Source organism: Staphylococcus parequorum (assembly GCF_039237145.1).
In the GTDB taxonomy this organism is placed as follows: domain Bacteria; phylum Bacillota; class Bacilli; order Staphylococcales; family Staphylococcaceae; genus Staphylococcus; species Staphylococcus equorum_A.
The window spans coordinates 151,393-171,923 of the sequence record NZ_CP150682.1; the positions used below are offsets into that span (position 1 = coordinate 151,393).

A 20,531-nucleotide genomic window follows, 5' to 3' on the forward strand; every position below is an offset into this window, starting at 1 on the left:
TCATTCACCTACTTCATCTGTGGTTTCATAATATCGTTTAAATATTGCTTCTAGTGTTGGTGGCGTAGATTCTAATTTTTTAATTTCAAAGCGGCTTAGATATTCAATGACAGCAGAAATTTTATCTGAATCAACTTCAAAATAATATGTGTTGTCTTCTTGCCTCACATTATGCACACCTGTCACTTGTGTTAACGCGCCTAATTGCTGTCCACTTTCTACGGTGAATTGCATGCGTGTAAGATGGCGCATCTCATCTAAAGTCCCAGAAGTTATCATCTTCCCTTTACGGATAATACCTACGCGATCGCACAATTTTTCTACTTCACTTAAAATATGACTTGAGAGTAATACACTTTTGTTATTATTTTTAATGTCTCTTATACATTCTTGAAAAACCTCTTCCATTAGAGGATCAAGACCAGAAGTAGGTTCATCTAAGATATATAATTTTGCATCAATACTAAACGCAGTAATTAACGCTACTTTCTGACGATTTCCTGTAGAATAAGCACTACATTTTTTAGTAGTATCTAATTCAAAGCGTTTAATTAATTCATTTTTTCTATCGTAATTTGCTTTAGGATGAAGACTAAGAAAGAAATCTATAATTTCTCCACCAGTTAAATTTGGCCAAAAATTGACATCGCCAGGCACAAAAGCAAGATCTTTATGCACGGCTACTGCATCTTTCAGCGCATTTTTGTCAAAAATTTCAATAGTACCTTGCGTTGGTTTCAACATACCTAATATTGCTTTGATTGTCGTTGATTTCCCAGCCCCGTTTGGTCCAATAAACCCATAAACTTCACCCTCATTGAGTTCTAAATCCACACCATCTAAAGCATAGAATTTACCAAAGCGTTTTGTTAAATTATGAATTTTAAGTAGGGTCATACACACCACCCTTTACATGATTTATAACAGTCCTTTAACTCTAAAATCAGTAACAATTAAAATGATATTGCCTTCTTTCATTTCTGCCTCACAATGATCTGCATCACTAGAAGGCACACCTAATATGCTAAGCTTTTCTCTTAATTCTTCAGCTTTCGAATCAAAATCTTCATCTATATCAACTTTATTGTAATCAACTGCTGTAACTTTTATATTTTCAGTGACCTCTGCAGTTCGATCTTTATCATCTGATAGCACGTATATATCTTGGCTACCAATACCTCGATCTTTTAAAGCCTTCACATCCGCTACTAAAGCCGCGTCATTTGTATAAGGTTTTACAACCGGTGCCATAAGAATCCTCCCTTTCCAATACTTCAACTTATTAATATATTAATTTTTTGTCTTAATCATTAAACTGTTATATCGATTTTCAGTTATATAAAAATAAGTATCCTCTAACATTAAATCGAACAATTCATCTCTGACCATGTCATCTGTCATTTCAAATTGCGTTTCAACCTTTTCTTGCGCTTCATCTTCAACAAAAATAACTTGATCTTTTCTTACATCTACTGTCTTACGTTTATAAATGAGTTCGAGATGCGCACGCCCTTGATGTATTGCTTCTAAGTTATCTATCTTATAGGCACTTTGTACAAATTCTTCAATTCGTCTTTCTCTGTGACGCTTATCTTTTGAAGCTTTAAAATCCTTTGTATACTTTAGCTTAACAAGTAAGTAAATGACTAATATGAAAAGTATCGTTACAAGAAATAGTAGCGTAGCCATACATACTCCCCCTTTATTCGTGTGAATTTTCAATTCAAGTTATCTTTTTCCAATATTATAGTTAATTTTCCCTTTGAAAACGCTTTTAAACACTTTTAAAATCTAAAAATTAACTTTTATTGTTGTAAAAAATTATTATTAAGATTTTATATTTATTTACTAATACGATCTGATAATATATCTAAAGTTTAACTTCTATAAAAAAGGCAAAATATATAGTATGTAAGAATTATGAAGGGTGATATATAATGCTTTTACAAGAAGAAATTAATAACTTGGAACAATTCGATGGTAAGTCACAAAATCAAAAAGTATTCTCAATTTATTTAGATACCAGTCCCGAACAAGGAACAAAGTGGAAAATTGAATTAAAAAATGCCTTGAAAGACTTATCAGACAAAACAAAAAGCAGTGACAATCACGAAGAAAAAAACCAAGCAAAAGATATTATCAATAAAGTAGAAACTGAAATACAAGGCGCTGAACCTAATTTAAAAAGAGGTCTTATTTTATTTATGACTGCCGACGAGTCATTAAGGTTCGAAAAACACGTTAACATTTCTATAAAAACAGAATTTAAATGGGACACAAAACCCAAATTAGATCAGCTCAAATCATTACAACAAAGCTATCCTTACACTGGTATTTTAGTTTTACAACAAGACAAAGCACGTGTGATTGAAACTGAAATTGGTACAATTGTAGACGAAGATTATTACACTCTAGATTTAGATACTAATGATTGGAGAGAACATTCCGGACCACAAGGCGATGATTTAACTCAAGGTGGCGCGCAAAGAGATGAATATAAAGAACGTGTGAAAGCTAATCAAGAGCGTTGGTTCAAAAGTTTAGTCGCTACTATTGAGAAAAATGCTAAGAAGAAAGGCTGGCACCAACTCTATTTAGCTGGTGAAAAAGAAGAAGTAGAAAAATTAAAAACGATGTTCAATCGTAACATTGACCAAGTCACACCAAGTAATATATTAAATTTAAATGCAACAGAAATTATAAACAAAGTAATGGAAGAATAAATTTCAAATCATGCTAGTCACAATATATCAAAACACCTGAATATGTACTGAATTTTAAAAGCTGTACTTTGCTTTAGCATATAATTTTAAAGGCTTGTTTCCTAATTTTTGTAGGAGACAAGCCTTTAAATTTTGTTTTGATTTGTTCATTGTTATTGCAAATTTATTAAATTAAAAATAGCAGTGATTTGAGCCGACTTCTAACTCGTTAATAAAGCACTAACCGAAGACTACAAGCTGAGACTGTGTCCGCGGAAAGCGTGCACAAAAGAACTGCTAACAAAGTAGAAGTCGTTGTCGACAACCTGATAAAGAGGTGTTTTTACACATGGCTAGTAATGTCACCTATCATTTTTAGTTGTAGTTGAAGTTGCATTACCCAATTTCAAAGCTTGAAGCATAATCCCTATAATGAGTATGCTACCTATTGTATCTGTAAAAAAGTGTGCACGTAGATATATTCTAGAAACGATAATCGAAATGATCAATAATACGCATATGAGCGTTAGCCATTGATTATTTTTCAACAATAATATGAGACTCACCAGTAGACAGACACTTAACACGTGCATACTTGGAAAACTATAGCCATCTATACTGATATCAGGTCTTGGTCGTTGAATAATATATTTAAAAAATGTACCTATCAACAAAACACTGAAACACCAAAATCCATACCACCAAAACTTAAATTGATTATAAAAAAATACGAGTGTTAAAATCATCAATATCATGATTAAACAGTGCAACGGCTCAAATATATTAGAAATTATTTCAAGATATACAACGACACTATTAGAGTTAATCGTTCCATGTAACCATTGATAAATAAAATTATCTAATGGATCAGTTAAATCTATATGTATACATATCATGAGTATCAATAAGCACAAACTTATTAAAATCATTTTCAAATAGTCTCTCACTTAGTTTAATTTCCTTTCATTATTAATTCTTCTAGCTACTGCTAATAGCGTTCCATAGGCAATGCTTATGCTCAATATAGATGATCCGCCATAGCTTAATAGCGGTAATGTTACCCCCGTTAAAGGAATGATGCCAGAGACTCCTGCTAAATTAATGAACACTTGCATAAATAAATAACTTACGACACCGACGCAAATTAATTTATAAAATTGATTTGTGGTTTTATTTGCATATATAAGTCCTTTAACTAATATAAAGCCATAAATCAGTAATATAAATAATACACCTAGTAAACCTAATTCCTCTGAAATAACCGTGAAAATAAAATCAGTATGCGGTTCTGGTAAATACCCTAATTTAGCAATACCATTACCTAGACCTTTGCCAGTAAATCCGCCATTTCCAATTGCTGTTAAAGCACTCGTAAGTTGATACCCATCATCTTTTTCGTATTTAAATGGGTCGATCATGACTTGAATACGTCTTAATCTGTAAAGGTTTTTAGCATCAAAAATCAATGTATAAATACTATAAAATACAATTGGAATCACTGCGATTGCCATGATTTGAATTTTTACCTTATTTTTTAAATCTGAATAAATCAGTATGCAAGCAATAATCGCTACTGTTAATAAAGTACCGCCCAAGTCCCCTTGCATTAAGACAAGTAATAAACTTATCCCGATGATGCCTAGTGGTGGAATGAGATGTTTCAACTGATAATCCCTTCGACTCGATACACGTTGGTTAATCACATAGGAAAGGTAAAAAATTGAGGTTAGCTTTAAAAATTCTGAAGATTGAATACTAAACAAACCTAAATTAATCCAGTTTTTGGAACCGTTGATTTCCTTACCAATTAACACAGTAATTAGCAATAGCAACAATGTACCTAACACCATCATTTTCTGTACATTGTTCTCTTTAAAAGCGTTAATGTTAACGAAACTACCAATAAATATAATAATAACTACACCCAATACCAAAAAGAGCAATTGTCTTTTCATAAAATAATTACTTTCGATAGGCACACCGCCTGTTAATGCGCCTTTAGATGCAGATACCATACTCGCACTGTAAACCATCATTACACCTATAATACCAAGTATGATAAAACAGAGAATCATACTAAAATCCAAACCTTCTAAACGCCTGCGCGCCAGTGTTAAAAATCGCTTCATGACTTCACCTCATTATGACTGATAGACTCCAGTAAAACATATTTTTAACATGTCCTCAATCATACTTTAGGCTCACCTAATACTTATTTGAACACATGTATTTTCATATTATTAAATATACTGTTTTAAATAATATACATTGTGCTACTTTTCATCTTGTGATAAACTCTATTAACGACTTAACATGTCTATAATAACCATTATATAAATGAATGATTTTTTTATAATAATTTCACTCAACAAAGGAGTTTTAACTTGAATAAAGACCGTTTTGATCAAATTGCTCAAAAGTACGATGGCCCGAGTAGAATATATCTTGCCGATACAATTGCAGCCGAAGTGAAAAAGGTGTTCGAAAACACTTCATATCAGTCACTATTAGATTATGGTGGCGGCACTGGTCTAGTAACATTAAATATAGAGCGTCATTTTGACGAAGTCACAATGATGGATGCTGCACCTCAAATGATCAAGGTGTTTGAAAGCAAAATTGCTGAACTAGGCAAAACACAGATTCACGCATATGTAGGTGATATTCTTTCAGATGAAACACAGATTAACGCTACCTATGATGTAGTTTTCCTTTCATTAGTACTACTTCACAGCGGTGATTACAAAGCATTATTAACAGCGTTACGTGCGAAATTAAATCCTGGTGGTCTGCTCGTTCTTGTTGATTTTAATAAGAATGAAAATGTATATCATCCAAAAGTCTATAATGGCTTTGAACAAACGGATATCCAGCAACTATTTACTGAATTAGGTTTAACACATGTCCAATCACACACATTTTATGAAGGTGAAAATATATTTATGAATAAAGATGCGAGTTTATTTATTGCAACTGGCCGTTCATAATTTGTTATACAAAAAAGAGAACTTCCAGCTATTGGAAGTTCTCTCAGAACGTAGACCATCTTTGTTGATTCATTTCTTTATTTAACACTTATTAGAAACGGAAGTTCTCTTTTTGTTAATTCAGTTATATCTTCGTTTTAGAAAATGGCAGTGATTTGGGCTGACTCCTGCGGGGAAAGCACTAGTCGAAGACTACAGGCTGAGGCTGTGCCCGCGGAAAGCATGTACAAAAACTGCCAATAAAGTCAGAGACTTTAAGAGCACTTCCAACTATTGGAAGTTCGTTTTTTTATGATTGCATCACTGCTTTTAAATTTTCTTTTTCAATATCTGACAAAAAGGCATATTCGATTGCTCTTAAGTTGATAAATTCAATCTGTTCGACTGAAATCAATTGATGTTTCATTAATAACGCATACTCTTCATTTAGTGAAGTTTGAGTGACCGTACGATTATCCGTGTTAATAATAAAAGGTATATCCTGCTCTAGCAAATAAGGTATGTTTAATTCTGTTAAATCTTTTATCGCTTTCGTTTGAACATTACTTTTCGGACACATTTCTAACATCACATTGTTTCGCTTTATTTCTTGTAACGCAGCTTCATTTTCATTAATGGCAACACCATGACCCACACGTTTTGCGCCTAATTTAATAGACTCCATAACATTATGCATACATCCACATTCACCGGCGTGTAAAGTGAGATTAAACCCTTTATCTAAACCGTATTGAATTGTGGTACGAATATCTTCCGGTGGAAATGCTGCTTCCGGACCTGCAAAATCAATCCCACGCACCACTTCACTATCTCTCTGCTCAAGATAATCGAAAAGCGCTTCATTCACTGTAGCTTCATGCTGTCTCATTGCACAAACCAATAAATTAATTTTGATATCCATCGTTTCTGTTGCAAGTTGGACGCCCGCTTCGACTGCTTTCAATACATCTGCTAACGACAAGTCGTGTTCAGTATGCAATAACGGTGCAAAGCGAATTTCTATATACTTTATATTATCTTTACTCGCTTGTTGCGCAACATCTAAGACAGCTCTTTTGAGACTATCTTTTGTCTGTAGCACTTTTAATATTTCATCAAAACACTGCAAATATTCATCTAGGCTTTCACAATTTTCACTTACGAGCAAACGGGGTTCTTTTAAAACTATATTTTGTTCAGAAGCAAGTTGCTTGATTAACGCTATACTTGTAGAACCATCGAGATGACAATGAAGTTCTACTTTAGATATATCTTGTATGGTTTTATTCATGTCCGAAACCTTCCTTACTTCCAATATGTCACTATAATTATATTTTACTGTAGACACAAAGAAAGATTTTATTAGAAATTAATTCATATACTATAACATGATTATTTTAACATGACCATAAAACCCTCTACATTAAAGACAGATGCTAATCAATTATAAATCGCTTATGCCCTTTAATTTATTATAGTTTTCCAAAATAACCCAAAATTGTTAATGTTATACCTAAGCCTATAAAGCATGTGAACAATATAACTACAATCACTTTGAACTCTAGCATAAAATAACTTCTATCTTGTCCTTTATTTACTAGGAAAACACCACAAAACACTACTAAGATCAATATAATAAGCAAACTATAAGCAATTATATTTAAGATTTCCATCCATATTCCCCTTTCGTGTTTTATCTTTATTTAATACTTAAATCAACACACCACAAGATTTAACTCATCTATCTAAATATATTGATACACTTTCAAATAGTTAACAATTTTATTTACAGATTGCTCGATACTATCTTTTTCTGTATCTATGACTATTTCTGGCGTTTCTGGTGTTTCATAAGGTGCACTAATACCTGTAAATCCAGCAATTTCTCCACTTCTAGCTTTCTGATACAATCCCTTAGGATCTCTCGCTTCACATTCCTCGAGACTGCATAATGTATGCACTTCTATAAATTCGTCCTTTTGTAATAAGCTACGTACCGTGTCACGATCCGCTTGATAAGGTGAAATAAATGCAGAAACAGTGATTAACCCTGCATCTACCATTAACTTTCCTACTTCGCCAATCCGTCTAATATTTTCTGTACGGTCTTCTGGACTAAACCCAAGATTATTGTTAAGTCCATGTCTGATATTATCTCCATCTAATCTATACGTATGTATCTGGCGTTGAAACAATGCTTTTTCTAACGCAACAGACACCGTCGATTTACCAGACCCTGATAATCCAGTAAACCAAATCAATACACTTTTGTGGTCGTTACGGCGTTGTCTTTCTTCTTTTTTAACTTCGGATTCATGCCATGTAATATGTTGAGATGTGTTCATTCACTTCACTCCTTTAAATTATTGCTCTTGCAAGCCTTTAATCAATACTTCTGCTACTTCTGGTCTTGAAAATGCCTTAGGTAGTGATTCTCCATTTTTAAGCTTTTCACGAACTTTTGTACCACTCAAATGTAAATGTGAGGAAGCGTCATGTGGACATGTTTTTGCAGTCGCCATATTTTCACAAGTTTTGCAGTAAAACGCATGTTCGAATTTCAAAATTTGTATTCCTAACTCTGCTTCATATTTAGAAATAAGCTCTTGTGCTTCATAAGTACCATAGTAGTTACCTACACCAGCATGATCGCGTCCAACAATAAAATGTGTACAGCCATAATTTTTTCTTACTGTCGCATGTAATATTGCCTCTCGTGGACCAGCATAGCGCATTGCCGCAGGATAAATGACTAAGCGTGCTTTATTTTCCGGGTAATAATTATTAAGAATGACTTCATAACTCTCCATGCGTACAGCAGCTGGAATATCGTCAGATTTTGTCTCTCCAACTAATGGATTCAATAATAGTCCATCAACAGATTCTAAAGCTGCTTTTTGTATGTACTCGTGTGCTCTATGTACTGGATTTCTTGTTTGGAATCCTACAACTGTCTTCCAATTCAAGTCATTAAATAATTGTCTCGTTTCAGCGGGATCTAAATGATAATCTACAAAATCGTCATGCTTTGGTCGATCTAGTAAATAGATTGGTCCAGCAAGATAGACATTCCCTTTTTCATATACTTTCTTCACACCAGGGTGGTCAATGTCTGTAGTACCATATACACGTTGTGCTTCTTTCTCTTTGTCGTACGTATATTTTTCCTCTAATTCAAGTACGCCATATAAATGCTCGTCTTCACCATATAATGCGACACGTGTTCCTATCTCTAGTTGCTTTGCTTTATCTTCAGTTACAGGTAAAGTGATGGGAATACTCCACACTAAGCCATTACTTAAATGTAAGTCTTCTACTACATTTGTATAGTCTGCTTCATTCATAAATCCTGTTAACGGACTGAACCCACCAATACCAATAAGCTCTAAATCTGACAAACTCCATGGATTCAGTGTAATAGTAGATAATGATTTCGACTCGGCCAATAATTCCTTTTTTAGTAAGTCACTCACTTCTCTGTTAATGAGTTTCCCACCATGTGCTTCAATCGTATTTGCAATTGATTCTGTTGTTAATGTCATACTTATACACTTCCTTTATGTTTTAATCTAGTTCATTCGTGTTTGCTTTATTTTTAGAAATTGAAAATGATAATTTTTTATTTTGATATAACGCATAAGTAATTAAAATAATCCAAATGACAATAAGCGATACTTTAATTGTTATGGATATTACTGGTGTTGGGTCAAAAACGCTGATTAAAGAACTACTATTAGTAAAGATAATCAAACCACTTACGCAAACCGCTAAGATATTCACCGGTAAAATTTTAACAAGCCAAGCTGCGAAAGGTGCTGCAATCAACCCTCCAATACTCAATGAAACCACTAAACCTAAATTAATCTGACTCCAACCTAAAAAGATAATAAAGCTAATTGATGCTGAGAGTGCCACGAAAAATTCACTCGCAGACACGGTACCAATTGCATATCTTGGCTCTAACTTTTTTTGAGCTAATAACAATGGTGTGTTGACTGGCCCCCAGCCCCCGCCACCAATTGAATCAAGGAAACCTGCAATTGCGCCTTGTGGAATCATAGCGTAACGCCCTATTTTACTTGCATCTTTTTGTACTTGGTTGTCTTTTTTAAATAAAAATTGGTATAAAATGTAAAAACCCATAGTTAATAAAAACACAGCAATAAAAGGCTTAATTAAATTACTATGTATATGACTTAAAAACGCCGCTCCAATAAATGCTGTAATTGCGCCTGGAATTGCTAATTTAATCATTGTCGGCTTGTGCACATTTTCAAACTTCCAGTGTGCTGTGCCAGAAGCAGCAGTTGTTGCAACTTCAGCAAAATGAATCGTTGCAGATGCGATTGCTGGCGCTATACCGAAAGTTAATAATATTGAGGAAGAAGATGCACCGAATCCCATACCAAGGGAACCATCTATCAATTGTGCGAGAAATCCTGCAAGTGCGAAGATAAATAACTTATACATGTGTCATACTCCTTCCGAATTGTGTTTAATTCAGTGAATCAAGCCATTTAACCACATCTCTTTGGTTATCTTTTTCCAAATAACGATCTGCTAAAATTGATTTCAAAAATCTTTGCTTTTCTAATGAAGATAACGAACTCCGTTTAACGCGTTGTCTACATTCATATAAGAAATCTACATACACTTCATAACGACTCGTAAACTGTTGTTGAAATTCAGCGAGAATTTGTGCTGTAAGCGCTGGGCTTGCACCGTTTGTAGAAATACTTAATGTCAACTTGCCACGTCGTAATATGCTTGGAAATACCACATCACCTGAGGTCGATGCTCCAGCCATATTTATCATTGCGTGACTTGGTTTATGTTGCAATACACATTGATTTGTAGATGCGCTATTTGTCGCTACAACAATGAAATCTGCCTGCTGGATATCGTTAATTTCAAATAATTTTTCACTCCATTTTATTGCTGAGTGTTGAACCATATCTTTCAAATTTTCAGTAATAGTGGGGCTAATCACATGAATGTCTTTGGCATAATTGACTAAAGTATTCACTCTTCGTTCTGCAACTTTACCCCCGCCAATTACAAAGACTTTCTTATTTGAAATATCAATCATGAGTGGAATCAATGGCATTATGTCACTCCTTACTATCTTGAGTACTTAAGACTGTTACTGGTTTACAGTTTCAAATGTTGCTTCTACACGTTCTTTTAATGCAATTTGTAAATGACTATGGTTGCCAAGTCGGTCACACAGTACAATGCCATGCTCTACTTGATAGTCATCTATAGTTGTTGCTATGTGACGTTCTAAAATACCTGTAAACCACAAATATGGAACTACAAATATTTGTGAATGTGCTTTATTGACTGCATCTTGAAGCGCTTCTTCAAATGAAGGCCCACACGCAGCCAAATAACACACTTCGATGTCTAAATGAATATTTTTATCTTGTAACTGCGCTTTGATTGTCGAGAGGTCTTTTTGTGTTTGAGGATTATAACTCCCCCTGCCCACGATCAATACTTTCGCATCCATATTAGGTGTCATATGTGTTTCTTCAATTCTTTGATGTAGTATTTCAGTTAACCGGCGTTGTACCCCTAATGGTTTTCCATAAGAAACTTTGACATGTGGGTACATTTGCTGATTTCGTTGAATTTCTGTCGGTATATCTTTGAAATAATGTCCTGCGCTTAGTAAAAGTACGGGTATCACAGAAATTTCAGTTGCTCCTTTATTAACTAATCGCTGAAAACCTTGTGACACATTAGGCAGTGTTAATTCTAAGAAGCATGTTTCTTGTAATGGCACATCGATTTGATTTTTAACTGATTCAATAAAGTTCACAGCTTCTGTAACAGCTTCATCTACCCTACTACCGTGACTGACATATAAGACGCCTCGCATACTAAGACCTCCCTCTATTGATATGTTAAATTCGCAAGTGACGCTTCTGATTGTCCCGCTTCAAACCAACTGATATGTTCTCTTAATTTGACCACTTCGCCTACGACAATCATTGCTGGGTTTTCAATATCTTTGGCAACTTCCACAATGTTCATCAAGTTACCAACCACTGTCTTTTGATTCTCTGATGTACCAAGCTGAACCAAAGCAACCGGTGTATCAATGGGACGTCCATGTTTAATCAATAGTTCACTAATTTCTGGTAATTTTTTGACACCCATATAAATGCACAGTGTTTCTGGACCGAGAGCAAGATGTTTCCAATACGAATCTTTATCTATATTCTTATTAATCACACCTGTAACAAAGGCAACAGATGAACTATAATCTCTATGTGTAACGGGGATACCTGCATATGCAGGTGCTGCGATACCTGATGTAATACCTGGCACAATTTCAAATGGAATTTGATGTTCTGCTAAAATTTCTGCTTCTTCTCCACCTCTTCCAAAAATAAAAGGATCTCCACCTTTTAATCTTGTAATGGTTTGACCTTTTTTCGCAAAATTCACTAACAACTTATTCGTATCTTCTTGTGATAAAGAATGACGATAAGGGTCTTTCCCACAATACATAAACTTCGCTTGCGGCGATGCATGACTTAATAACTTTTTGTTTACTAGTCGATCATATAAAATGATGTCTGCTTGTTGAATCGCTTTTAATCCCTTTACTGTGATTAAATCAGGATCGCCTGGACCCGCGCCTACTAAAAATACTTTGCCCATCTTGACACCACCTTCTCAATTTATTAGCTATGAAATACTTGACCGTCCTTAACCTCGGCTACGATGCCTGCACGTATGACGAAATCACCAAAATGTTCACCCTCGTTTCTTTCTTTCGCATATTGGATTAATATAGGTCTCAAGCTTTCTAAAATCTCAGCTTCTGCTATATTTTCTTTGAAAATTTTATTTAATCTATCGCCTGTAAAGCCGCCACCCAAGTACATGTTATATTTTCCTGGGCCCTTACCTATAAATGCAATTTCTGCTAATGCAGGTCTGGCACATCCGTTAGGGCAACCTGTCATTCGAATCGTAATTTCTTCGTCGTTTAATCCTGCTTCATCTAATAATTCTTCGATTTTTCCAATAAGTGATGGTAAATAACGTTCGGATTCAGCCATCGCTAAACCACAAGTCGGAAAAGCAACACACGCCATAGAGTTTCGTCTTAAGCCTGTATAATGTTCGCCATCTGTCAGACTATATTCTGAGATGATTTTTTCTATCTTTGGCTTTTCACTGTCAGAAACATGCGCAATAACTAAATTTTGGTTAGGGGTTAGTCTAAAATCACCTTTATGGATTTGAGCAATTTCTCTTAACGCTGTTTTTAATTTATAGTCATCCGTATCTTTGACTCGTCCATTTTGTATAAATAGCGTGAAGTGCCATTTACCGCTGCCTTCTGTCCAACCATAGCGATCTCCATTATGGTCAAAATGATATGGTCGTTCACTTTCTAATTGCCATCCAAGACGTGCGTTTAATTCATTTTTAACCCACTCTACGCCTTTGCGATCTACTGTATATTTAAAACGTGCGTTCGTACGGTCTTCACGATTACCATGGTCTCGTTGAATTGTTAATATTTTTTCACAAACGTCCACAACTTCTGCTTTAGGAAAATAGCCAATCAGCCGACCTACTTGAGGATAGGTAGCTGTATTGCCATGTTTCATTCCCATGCCACCACCAATCGTTACATTGAAACCGACGAGTTCGTCTTGTTCTATAATGGCAATCAAACCAACATCTTGTGAATAAACATCGATATCATTCGAAGGTGGCACTGCAATACCAATCTTAAATTTACGTGGAAGATATGTTTTACCGTACATTGGCTCAGGTTCTGCATCACTCGTATCTAATACTTTCTCACCATCTAACCAAATTTCGTGATAGGCTTGCGTCTTCGGTGACAAGTGTCGACTGATGTCATTCGCAATTTGATTAATTTCACCATGTACATGAGACTGATAAGGATTCGGATTACACATCACATTACGATTCACGTCACCACAGGCTGCTAAAGAATCTAGTAATGCCTGATTTATACTTTGCATAGAACTTTTTAAATTTTTCTTTAAAATGCCATGAAATTGAAATGCTTGTCTTGTCGTAAGTTTGATTGTTCCATTGGCATAAGTATTCGCAATATCGTCCATCGCAATCCACTGTTCAGCCGTTGAAGCACCGCCTGGCGCACGTACTCTGATCATGAAACTGTATGCCGGTTCTAATTTTTGCTTACGACGTTCATCTCTAATATCTCGGTCGTCCTGCATATAACTGCCATGAAACTTTAAAAGTTTTGTATCATCTTCTGTAATCGAACCAGTAATTCTATCTGCTAAACCTTCAACAATCGTGCCACGGAGATAATTACTATGCTCTTTGATACGTTCTAATTCATCGAGTTTGTCAGAAAAACTCACATTCGTTTCAGCCATACATCATCCCTACCTCTCTTTTAATAAACATCTCTTTGATAACGTTTTTCTTTTTTCATTTGTGTAAGATACGCTTCGGCATCTGTTTCAGACATGCCGCCTTCTTGTTCTAATACGTAGCGAATCGTTTCATGCACATCTTTAGCCATTTGTTTTTCATCACCACATATATATAATGCAGCGCCATTCATTATCCATTCGTAAAATGTTGCACTTTGTTCAGCAATACGATGTTGCACATAAATTTTTTCTTCTGAATCGCGTGAAAATGCTACATCTAATTTGCTTAATACATCATCTTTTAACCAAGTTTGCCATTCTGTTTGATATAAAAAATCTGTAGTAAAGTACTGTTCTCCGAAAAACAGCCATGTATTACCAGTTAATCCAAGTTCCTCTCGCTCTTGAAGATATGATCTAAATGGTGCAACTCCGGTACCTGGGCCAATCATTATTACAGGTATTTCTTCGTTAAATGGAAATTTAAAATTAGGATTCTTCTTCAAATAAATTGGTATACTATCTCCGGGTTGTAAGCGTTCGGCTAATTGTACGGAACAAACACCATCACGTTCACGTTCGTGAGCCTCATACCTTACTGCACCGACTGTAATATGCACTTCATCTGGATTTGCTTGAAAACTACTTGCGATAGAATACTCTCGCGGTGGTAACTTTCTTAACAATTGATGTAATGACTGTGAATTAAATTGACTCGGTGGAAAATCTGTTAATAAATCGATTAAATCTCGACCTTCTATGTAACTTTGTATCCATAACGTATCCTCTACTTGCTCGGTTAATGTCGTATTTTCAAATAACGTTGAGGCTTTTAGCACTAAGTTCTTTGTTAATTTAGTAATTTCAAAATGATCTCGTAATGCTTCTTCGAGCGTGAGCTTGTCACCATTCGAATTAATAGCAATTTCGTCTTGAGCATGCCAACCTAAAGTTTCAATAAGTAATGCCACAATATTCGGATTATTTTGTGGCACTACGACTAAGCAATCACCTGGTTCATATGTCTCACCATAGTCATCTAGTAAAAACTCAATATGCCTTACTTCCTTGTTAGATCCTCGGCCATTCAAATTAATGTTCTCCAATACTTCTGCTTCATATGGATTCGACTTGGAATAACGCTTTTCTTTTGTAGCCTGTGCTGTTTCTGCTAGTATTACTGATTCTTTGTGACTCGATGATTGGTTGAGTTGTTGAATATTTTCATTCATCCAGGCTTCAGCTTGCTCATCAAAATCTAAATCACAATCACGTCTTGCTACTAAACGTTCGCCGCCTAATTCTAAAAATCTAGCATCAAAGTCTTTCCCTGTTTGGCAAAAGAACTCATATGATTCATCTCCAAGAGCAAGTACTGAATAACGTACACCTTCTAATTTAGGCGCTTTTCTGCCATGTAAAAATTCATGAAATGTAAGTGCATTATCTGGTGGATCACCTTCACCATGCGTAGCTGAAATCACAAATAAATCTTCTACTTTTTTCAAGTCTTTAGGTTTAAACTCGTCCATTGCAGTCAATTTCACAGTGTAGTTATGTTCTACTAATCGATCTGCAAAAATTTCTGCCAAACTTTGCGCATTACCAGTTTCTGAGCCATAAAGTATTGTTATATTTCTATCAACATTGTCTTCTGACTCACTGTTTAATACATATTCTGCTACTTGCTGTGGGGCTTCAGCATCACTGACTAAAGTGTTTTGATATGCTGAAAGATAACCACTCAACCAAACTTTTTGTTCTGTGGTTAAAATGCTAACGACCTGATTGAGTTGGTCTGCTTGATGCTCATTAAATGGACTATTTGATACAGATAAATTCACCGCAAGTTCACCTCTTTTTTGTTTTTATGGGAGTGGGACAGAAATCTAATTTTTCTAATAAGATTTCGTTGTATGAGCCCAGACCGACAAGGATGACTAGAAAATGAAATACAAGGGCTGAAGCTCCTGCATAAGCATATTTTCAATTCAGTCAGCTATTGCCAATTTAATAATTGAGTTTGATATATATATTCATGTCCTAAGCTCATGTCTGAAAAACAGCTCTATATCTTACTCATAATATATTTATTGAATAAATAATGCTTTCATTCTATACATATCCGATGTGTATACTAAGGATTAATAGTAAAAAAAAGAATCTTAATCTAAATTATGGTTTTTCAGTAGTATGAAGACCACATTCTGTCTTGTTAGAATTACTCCATCTACCTTCCCTTGAGTCTCCGGAAGTTGAAACTGCTGATGTACAAGGTATGCAGCCAATACTCGGAAAATTAAAATCATGTAGTTCGTTATAATGTAAATCATGTTTTTTAATATAATGCCATACATCATCCCAGGTCCAATGAATAAGCGGGCACACTTTTACTGATTTAAATCTTTCATCTTTGTTTACATAATTTGTAAATTGACGACTTGGCGATTGTTCTCTACGCAATCCTGAAACCCAAGCTGTAGCACCTGATAGCACTTCTTCCAGTGGCTTAATTTTACGTATGTAACAACATTGATTAGGATCATTTTTCCAAAGTGCAGAATTGAATTGCTCTGACTGTTCATCTAGTGTTAATTCTGGCTTTTTAAGCTTGATATTCAGTTCTGGATAACGCGTTTTGACTCTATCGATTAAATCATAGGTTTGTTGAAAATGAAGATCTGTATCTAAAAATACGATTTCAGCATTTTTTCTAACACTATAAATCAAATCAATTAAAATCATGCCTTCCGCACCAAAGCTACATGCATAAACAATCGAATCACCATACGTTTCATATGCCCATGCGATAACCTGACGTGCACCTTTAGTTTCATCTGAAATATCTAAGTCACTAAAAGCGTCGGTTTTAAAGTGCTCATATGTTATTTTTTCCTCTGACATTAATGGGTTCATCCCCTTTTCTTTAATGTGCTGTGTTTAAAATTCATATCATTTTTAGTCTTTAGAATTATTCGAAAATAATTATGATACATACTTTACTCATTGTAATTTTTTATGTCAAGCGTACTTTTAAACTATAGTTTCTATTAAAAACAGTATAATTTCGTGAAATGTAAGCGCTTAACATAGCGTGTTCAAAATGTTTTTGATAATTATTTTTAAATAATAATTATAATAATGTAATTTTCATTAACAACGTTGTAAAACACGTTACATCAACATTTCTTATTTTTTAAAAATATTTTTCTTATTTTAATTTTTATAAGATCATAATTTATTTTTAATCAAATGACAAAAACGCCAATAACAATTAAATGTCATTGGCGCTAGTTCATAAAATAAATTCAATTTTATCTAATAATTATGCTGAAAAACTAAGTCTTGGAATAAATGTTTCGAAATGAATATTATCCATTGGCACGCCAATTGTTTGTAATTCAGAAATCATTGCTTTTAAGAATGAATCGCCACCACAAATATAAATTTCTGTTTCATTATCTACATATTGTTGTAGTTGTGCTACTTCAATAAAGCCGTCTTCATCACGGAAATGTGTGTCAAAACGTGCAAATGAAGCGCGATCAGAAATATCGTTTAATTTGTTTTCAAAAGCGACATTTTGCGCATTAGATGTTGATTGTAAGAATGTTGACTCTAAACCTGCGTCGACCGCTTCTTTATACATAGAGACAAGTGGCGTAACGCCCACACCTGAACCTAAGAATAATTGTTTATTTTCTTTATTCGCTAAAGCAAAACCACCTACTGGCGCAGATAAGCTTAACGTATCTCCAACTGACACTTCATCGTGTAGAATTGTTGATACTTCACCTTCATGCGCTTCAGTAACATCTTTTCTAACTCCAAATGTTAAGAAGTCTTTACCACCATCAACGATAGAGTAATGTCTCTTAGCTTGGTAAGGTAGTTTTTCACTCGTAATATCTACAGTAATATATTGACCAGGAACAAATTGACTTAAATCAATATCCTCTGATTGAATTGTAAATGCTTTAATAATCTCAGTTTCTTCAGTGATTTCAGTAACTTCAAATGGTTTGAAACCATCCCAAGCCATATTGCTGTAAACTTCTTTTTCTAAACCGATAAACGCATCAGCAATTTCTCCATAAGCTTTAATCCATGTTTGGATAATTGGATCTTCATCTTCAAGACCAGTCACTTCTTCAATCGCCCATATTAAATTTTCACCAACAATTGGGTAATGTTCGGGTTTAACTTGTAATGCACAGTGTTTGTATACAACAGGCATAATCGCTGGAACAATCGGTGACAAATCTTCGATGTTTTCAGCTGCTGCTAATACAGCCATTGCAAGTGCTGAAGATTGTAATCCTCTTTTTTGGTTAGTTTGATTAAATACATTTTTTAATTCTGGATGTTGTTCAAAGAGTCTCTTATAAAAAATTGATGTAATCGTTTGTCCTTTATCTTTTAGTAATGGCACTGTTTCTTTAATTGTTTGTATCTCTTCTTGAGTTAACATATTGGCCCTCCTAATATTTTGTATATATCCATTATTATACGAACTTCAATTACTTACAATAAATTGAAACTTATTTCACACAACATTCACATTCTATATTCATAAATTTGTAATTATTTTCCGTTTTTTAAAAATAAACAAATGCGCATAACATGAATTTAAAACTTATACTACTCAAAGACTTATATTTTAAACTAATAAATTCTCCTTTAAAATATGTTATTAATTGAATTTACTTTTTTTCAAGATTAGTATATGTAATGGATACAAAAGACAAGTAGGAGGCTTTACTTTGAAATTTTCAAAAATAGTAAATGCAATGATTTTGGATATGGAAGATAATGAACCATTTTTAGGCACGCTAATATTAAATGACGGTGTCATCTCTGACATTGTGCCACAAGAAGATATCGTAGAAGATGACAGTGCGCTAGACTTGGAACAACAATGGATTACACCTGGTTTTATAGATACGCACAGTCATCCGACAGGCTATGGTTCAACAAAATTAATGGTAGATTGTGCTGCTTCTGACATTCTAAACATCACAGACTTAATTAATAAATTTAATGACAATAAGCATAGCTTAACTAACAGCGGTTGGTTGATAGGTTACGGTTATAATGAAAAAGCTTTAACCGAACAACGTCATCCTAATCGCTTTGACTTAGACCAAATTTCTCAGGATACTGCAATTGCGATTATGCATTACTCTGGTCATATGGCTACTGTAAATACCAAGGCACTTGAAGTTATGGGTGTTAACCTAACAGACGATAATCCAGAAGGTGGTTATTACCAACGAGATTCAGAAGGCTATGTCAACGGTGTGCTTATTGAATTGCCAGCTACTGTTAAATTAAGAGCAGCACTACCTAAATCTACAGCAGATAGTTTCGCTTATAGTATGAATTTAGCAATTGATGATTATGTAAAAAATGGTATAACGAATACGTCTGATTTACTCATCGGCGGTAATGGCTACACAGACTATGAAGGCATATTAACATTTTTAAACGCACCTCAACGTATCCGCACACGCTGGGTGATTACGCATGAATTATTGGAAAAACATCCTGAATTTAAAGACGTCCATGCCGAAACACTTGATCGTACTTTTCAACAGCAAAGTGATCGTATGAGTCATTTAGGCGGCGTAAAATTCTTTAATGACGGATCTATTCAATTACAAACTGCTTCTATAAGAGGTACTTACTTAGATGGCGCAACACCACCTGAACCTTTAATGTCACAAGATGTGATGACAGAAAAATTCAAACATTTTCAGCAATTAGGCTTTAATATTATTACCCACGCAAATGGTGATTATGCAGCCCAAACTGTGATAGAAGCTTATAAGGATACAGCAGCGTATAAAACAAACGCTTTGCGCAATAGAGTTGAACATTTACAAACAGTAACGCGTTCAGATATTAAAGAAATGGCAGCGCATGATATTGGAGGTTCTTTCTTTATTAATCATGTGTATTATTTTGGTGACTTACACCGTGATGTCTTTTTAGGCAGCGATAAAGCGCAAAATTTAGACCCAGTTAAATGGGCAGAAGATGAAAACATGGTGTTTACTTTGCATACGGATGCGCCAGTGACACCAATTTCTCCTTTAGAATCTATTCAGATTGCTGTTGAAAGAAAAACTAAAAACGGTGAGATACTTGGTGCCCACCAACGTTTATCTCGCAGCTCCACATATAAAAAGATGACTGCAGATGCAGCGCGTTTAAATCATACAGAAGACTACGAAGGTACAATTAAAGTTGGACATGTTGCAGACTTTGTCATACTGAATCGTAATCCTCTCGAGGAAGATGTAACACTCGATAACAACTTAATTGAAGCAACGATTTGTAACGGTAAATTAGTCTATAAAAAATAGCAGCGCCCTATGGATGATGTGTATTGTTTGAAAGACTCCTTATGAGAATGGCATCCATCTCAATACCACAGTCTCAAACCATATCCACGG

At 34.7% G+C, this 20,531-nt stretch carries 20 protein-coding genes; 3 read left to right on the forward strand and 17 right to left on the reverse strand.

Annotated features, from left to right (window positions below; all coding sequences use genetic code 11):
• From AAA453_RS00700 to AAA453_RS00710, 3 genes are read right to left on the reverse strand one after another with little or no spacing between them, the layout of a single operon-like run.
• Nucleotides 1-897, reverse strand: a complete 897-nt coding sequence (locus tag AAA453_RS00700) for an ABC transporter ATP-binding protein (RefSeq protein ID WP_069814879.1) — start codon at nt 895-897, stop codon at nt 1-3.
• A 21-nt stretch (nt 898-918) separates the two neighbouring features.
• On the reverse strand, nt 919-1,251 hold the full coding sequence (locus AAA453_RS00705) for a general stress protein (RefSeq protein WP_069814880.1): 333 nt from the start codon (nt 1,249-1,251) through the stop codon (nt 919-921).
• A 39-nt stretch (nt 1,252-1,290) separates the two neighbouring features.
• Complete coding sequence (locus AAA453_RS00710; protein ID WP_427705586.1) at nt 1,291-1,689, reverse strand: hypothetical protein; 399 nt, start codon at nt 1,687-1,689, stop codon at nt 1,291-1,293.
• 248 nt (nt 1,690-1,937) lie between these two features.
• On the opposite strand from AAA453_RS00710, the gene AAA453_RS00715 reads away from it, so the two are divergent.
• The gene (locus AAA453_RS00715; protein ID WP_069814884.1) at nt 1,938-2,723 is read left to right on the forward strand and encodes a VLRF1 family aeRF1-type release factor; all 786 of its coding nucleotides are present in this window, start codon (nt 1,938-1,940) and stop codon (nt 2,721-2,723) included.
• 341 nt (nt 2,724-3,064) lie between these two features.
• Here AAA453_RS00715 and AAA453_RS00720 read toward each other — a convergent pair whose 3' ends face one another.
• Together AAA453_RS00720 and AAA453_RS00725 are read right to left on the reverse strand one after the other, a co-directional pair.
• Nucleotides 3,065-3,631, reverse strand: coding sequence for a phosphatase PAP2 family protein (locus tag AAA453_RS00720; protein ID WP_069814977.1), 567 nt, complete (start codon nt 3,629-3,631; stop codon nt 3,065-3,067).
• An 18-nt stretch (nt 3,632-3,649) separates the two neighbouring features.
• A complete protein-coding gene (locus AAA453_RS00725) occupies nt 3,650-4,831 on the reverse strand; it encodes an FtsW/RodA/SpoVE family cell cycle protein (RefSeq protein WP_427705588.1) in 1,182 nt (393 codons plus the stop codon).
• A 255-nt stretch (nt 4,832-5,086) separates the two neighbouring features.
• Here AAA453_RS00725 and AAA453_RS00730 point away from each other — a divergent pair, with 255 nt between their 5' ends.
• Entirely contained in the window at nt 5,087-5,689 is a 603-nt protein-coding gene (locus tag AAA453_RS00730) for a class I SAM-dependent methyltransferase (RefSeq protein ID WP_427705590.1), read from the forward strand.
• 289 nt (nt 5,690-5,978) lie between these two features.
• Here the strand turns inward: AAA453_RS00730 and add are convergent, their stop codons facing one another.
• From add to AAA453_RS00790, 12 genes are all read right to left on the reverse strand, one after another.
• Nucleotides 5,979-6,959, reverse strand: a complete 981-nt coding sequence (add, locus tag AAA453_RS00735; RefSeq protein ID WP_427705593.1) for an adenosine deaminase — start codon at nt 6,957-6,959, stop codon at nt 5,979-5,981.
• Between the two features lie 181 nt (nt 6,960-7,140).
• A complete protein-coding gene (locus AAA453_RS00740) occupies nt 7,141-7,341 on the reverse strand; it encodes a hypothetical protein (RefSeq protein ID WP_069832263.1) in 201 nt (66 codons plus the stop codon).
• A 72-nt stretch (nt 7,342-7,413) separates the two neighbouring features.
• On the reverse strand, nt 7,414-8,013 hold the full coding sequence (gene cysC / locus AAA453_RS00745; RefSeq protein WP_427705596.1) for an adenylyl-sulfate kinase: 600 nt from the start codon (nt 8,011-8,013) through the stop codon (nt 7,414-7,416).
• An 18-nt stretch (nt 8,014-8,031) separates the two neighbouring features.
• Nucleotides 8,032-9,210, reverse strand: coding sequence for a sulfate adenylyltransferase (sat, locus tag AAA453_RS00750; RefSeq protein ID WP_069814896.1), 1,179 nt, complete (start codon nt 9,208-9,210; stop codon nt 8,032-8,034).
• A 22-nt stretch (nt 9,211-9,232) separates the two neighbouring features.
• Entirely contained in the window at nt 9,233-10,138 is a 906-nt protein-coding gene (locus AAA453_RS00755; RefSeq protein WP_069814898.1) for a sulfite exporter TauE/SafE family protein, read from the reverse strand.
• A 25-nt stretch (nt 10,139-10,163) separates the two neighbouring features.
• On the reverse strand, nt 10,164-10,775 hold the full coding sequence (locus AAA453_RS00760; protein WP_427705599.1) for an NAD(P)-binding protein: 612 nt from the start codon (nt 10,773-10,775) through the stop codon (nt 10,164-10,166).
• Nucleotides 10,776-10,811: 36 nt separating this feature from the next.
• Nucleotides 10,812-11,552, reverse strand: coding sequence for a sirohydrochlorin chelatase (locus AAA453_RS00765; RefSeq protein WP_427705602.1), 741 nt, complete (start codon nt 11,550-11,552; stop codon nt 10,812-10,814).
• 14 nt (nt 11,553-11,566) lie between these two features.
• A complete protein-coding gene (cobA, locus tag AAA453_RS00770) occupies nt 11,567-12,340 on the reverse strand; it encodes a uroporphyrinogen-III C-methyltransferase (protein WP_069814904.1) in 774 nt (257 codons plus the stop codon).
• Nucleotides 12,341-12,363: 23 nt separating this feature from the next.
• Nucleotides 12,364-14,073, reverse strand: a complete 1,710-nt coding sequence (cysI, locus tag AAA453_RS00775) for an assimilatory sulfite reductase (NADPH) hemoprotein subunit (RefSeq protein ID WP_427705605.1) — start codon at nt 14,071-14,073, stop codon at nt 12,364-12,366.
• Nucleotides 14,074-14,093: 20 nt separating this feature from the next.
• The gene (locus AAA453_RS00780) at nt 14,094-15,917 is read right to left on the reverse strand and encodes an assimilatory sulfite reductase (NADPH) flavoprotein subunit (protein ID WP_069814907.1); all 1,824 of its coding nucleotides are present in this window, start codon (nt 15,915-15,917) and stop codon (nt 14,094-14,096) included.
• A 331-nt stretch (nt 15,918-16,248) separates the two neighbouring features.
• Complete coding sequence (locus AAA453_RS00785; protein WP_069814909.1) at nt 16,249-16,977, reverse strand: phosphoadenylyl-sulfate reductase; 729 nt, start codon at nt 16,975-16,977, stop codon at nt 16,249-16,251.
• A 421-nt stretch (nt 16,978-17,398) separates the two neighbouring features.
• Entirely contained in the window at nt 17,399-18,544 is a 1,146-nt protein-coding gene (locus AAA453_RS00790) for a globin domain-containing protein (protein WP_069814921.1), read from the reverse strand.
• Between the two features lie 292 nt (nt 18,545-18,836).
• Between AAA453_RS00790 and AAA453_RS00795 the strand changes: the two genes are divergently transcribed.
• The gene (locus AAA453_RS00795) at nt 18,837-20,441 is read left to right on the forward strand and encodes an amidohydrolase (protein WP_427705607.1); all 1,605 of its coding nucleotides are present in this window, start codon (nt 18,837-18,839) and stop codon (nt 20,439-20,441) included.
• Nucleotides 20,442-20,531: the final 90 nt, after the last annotated feature.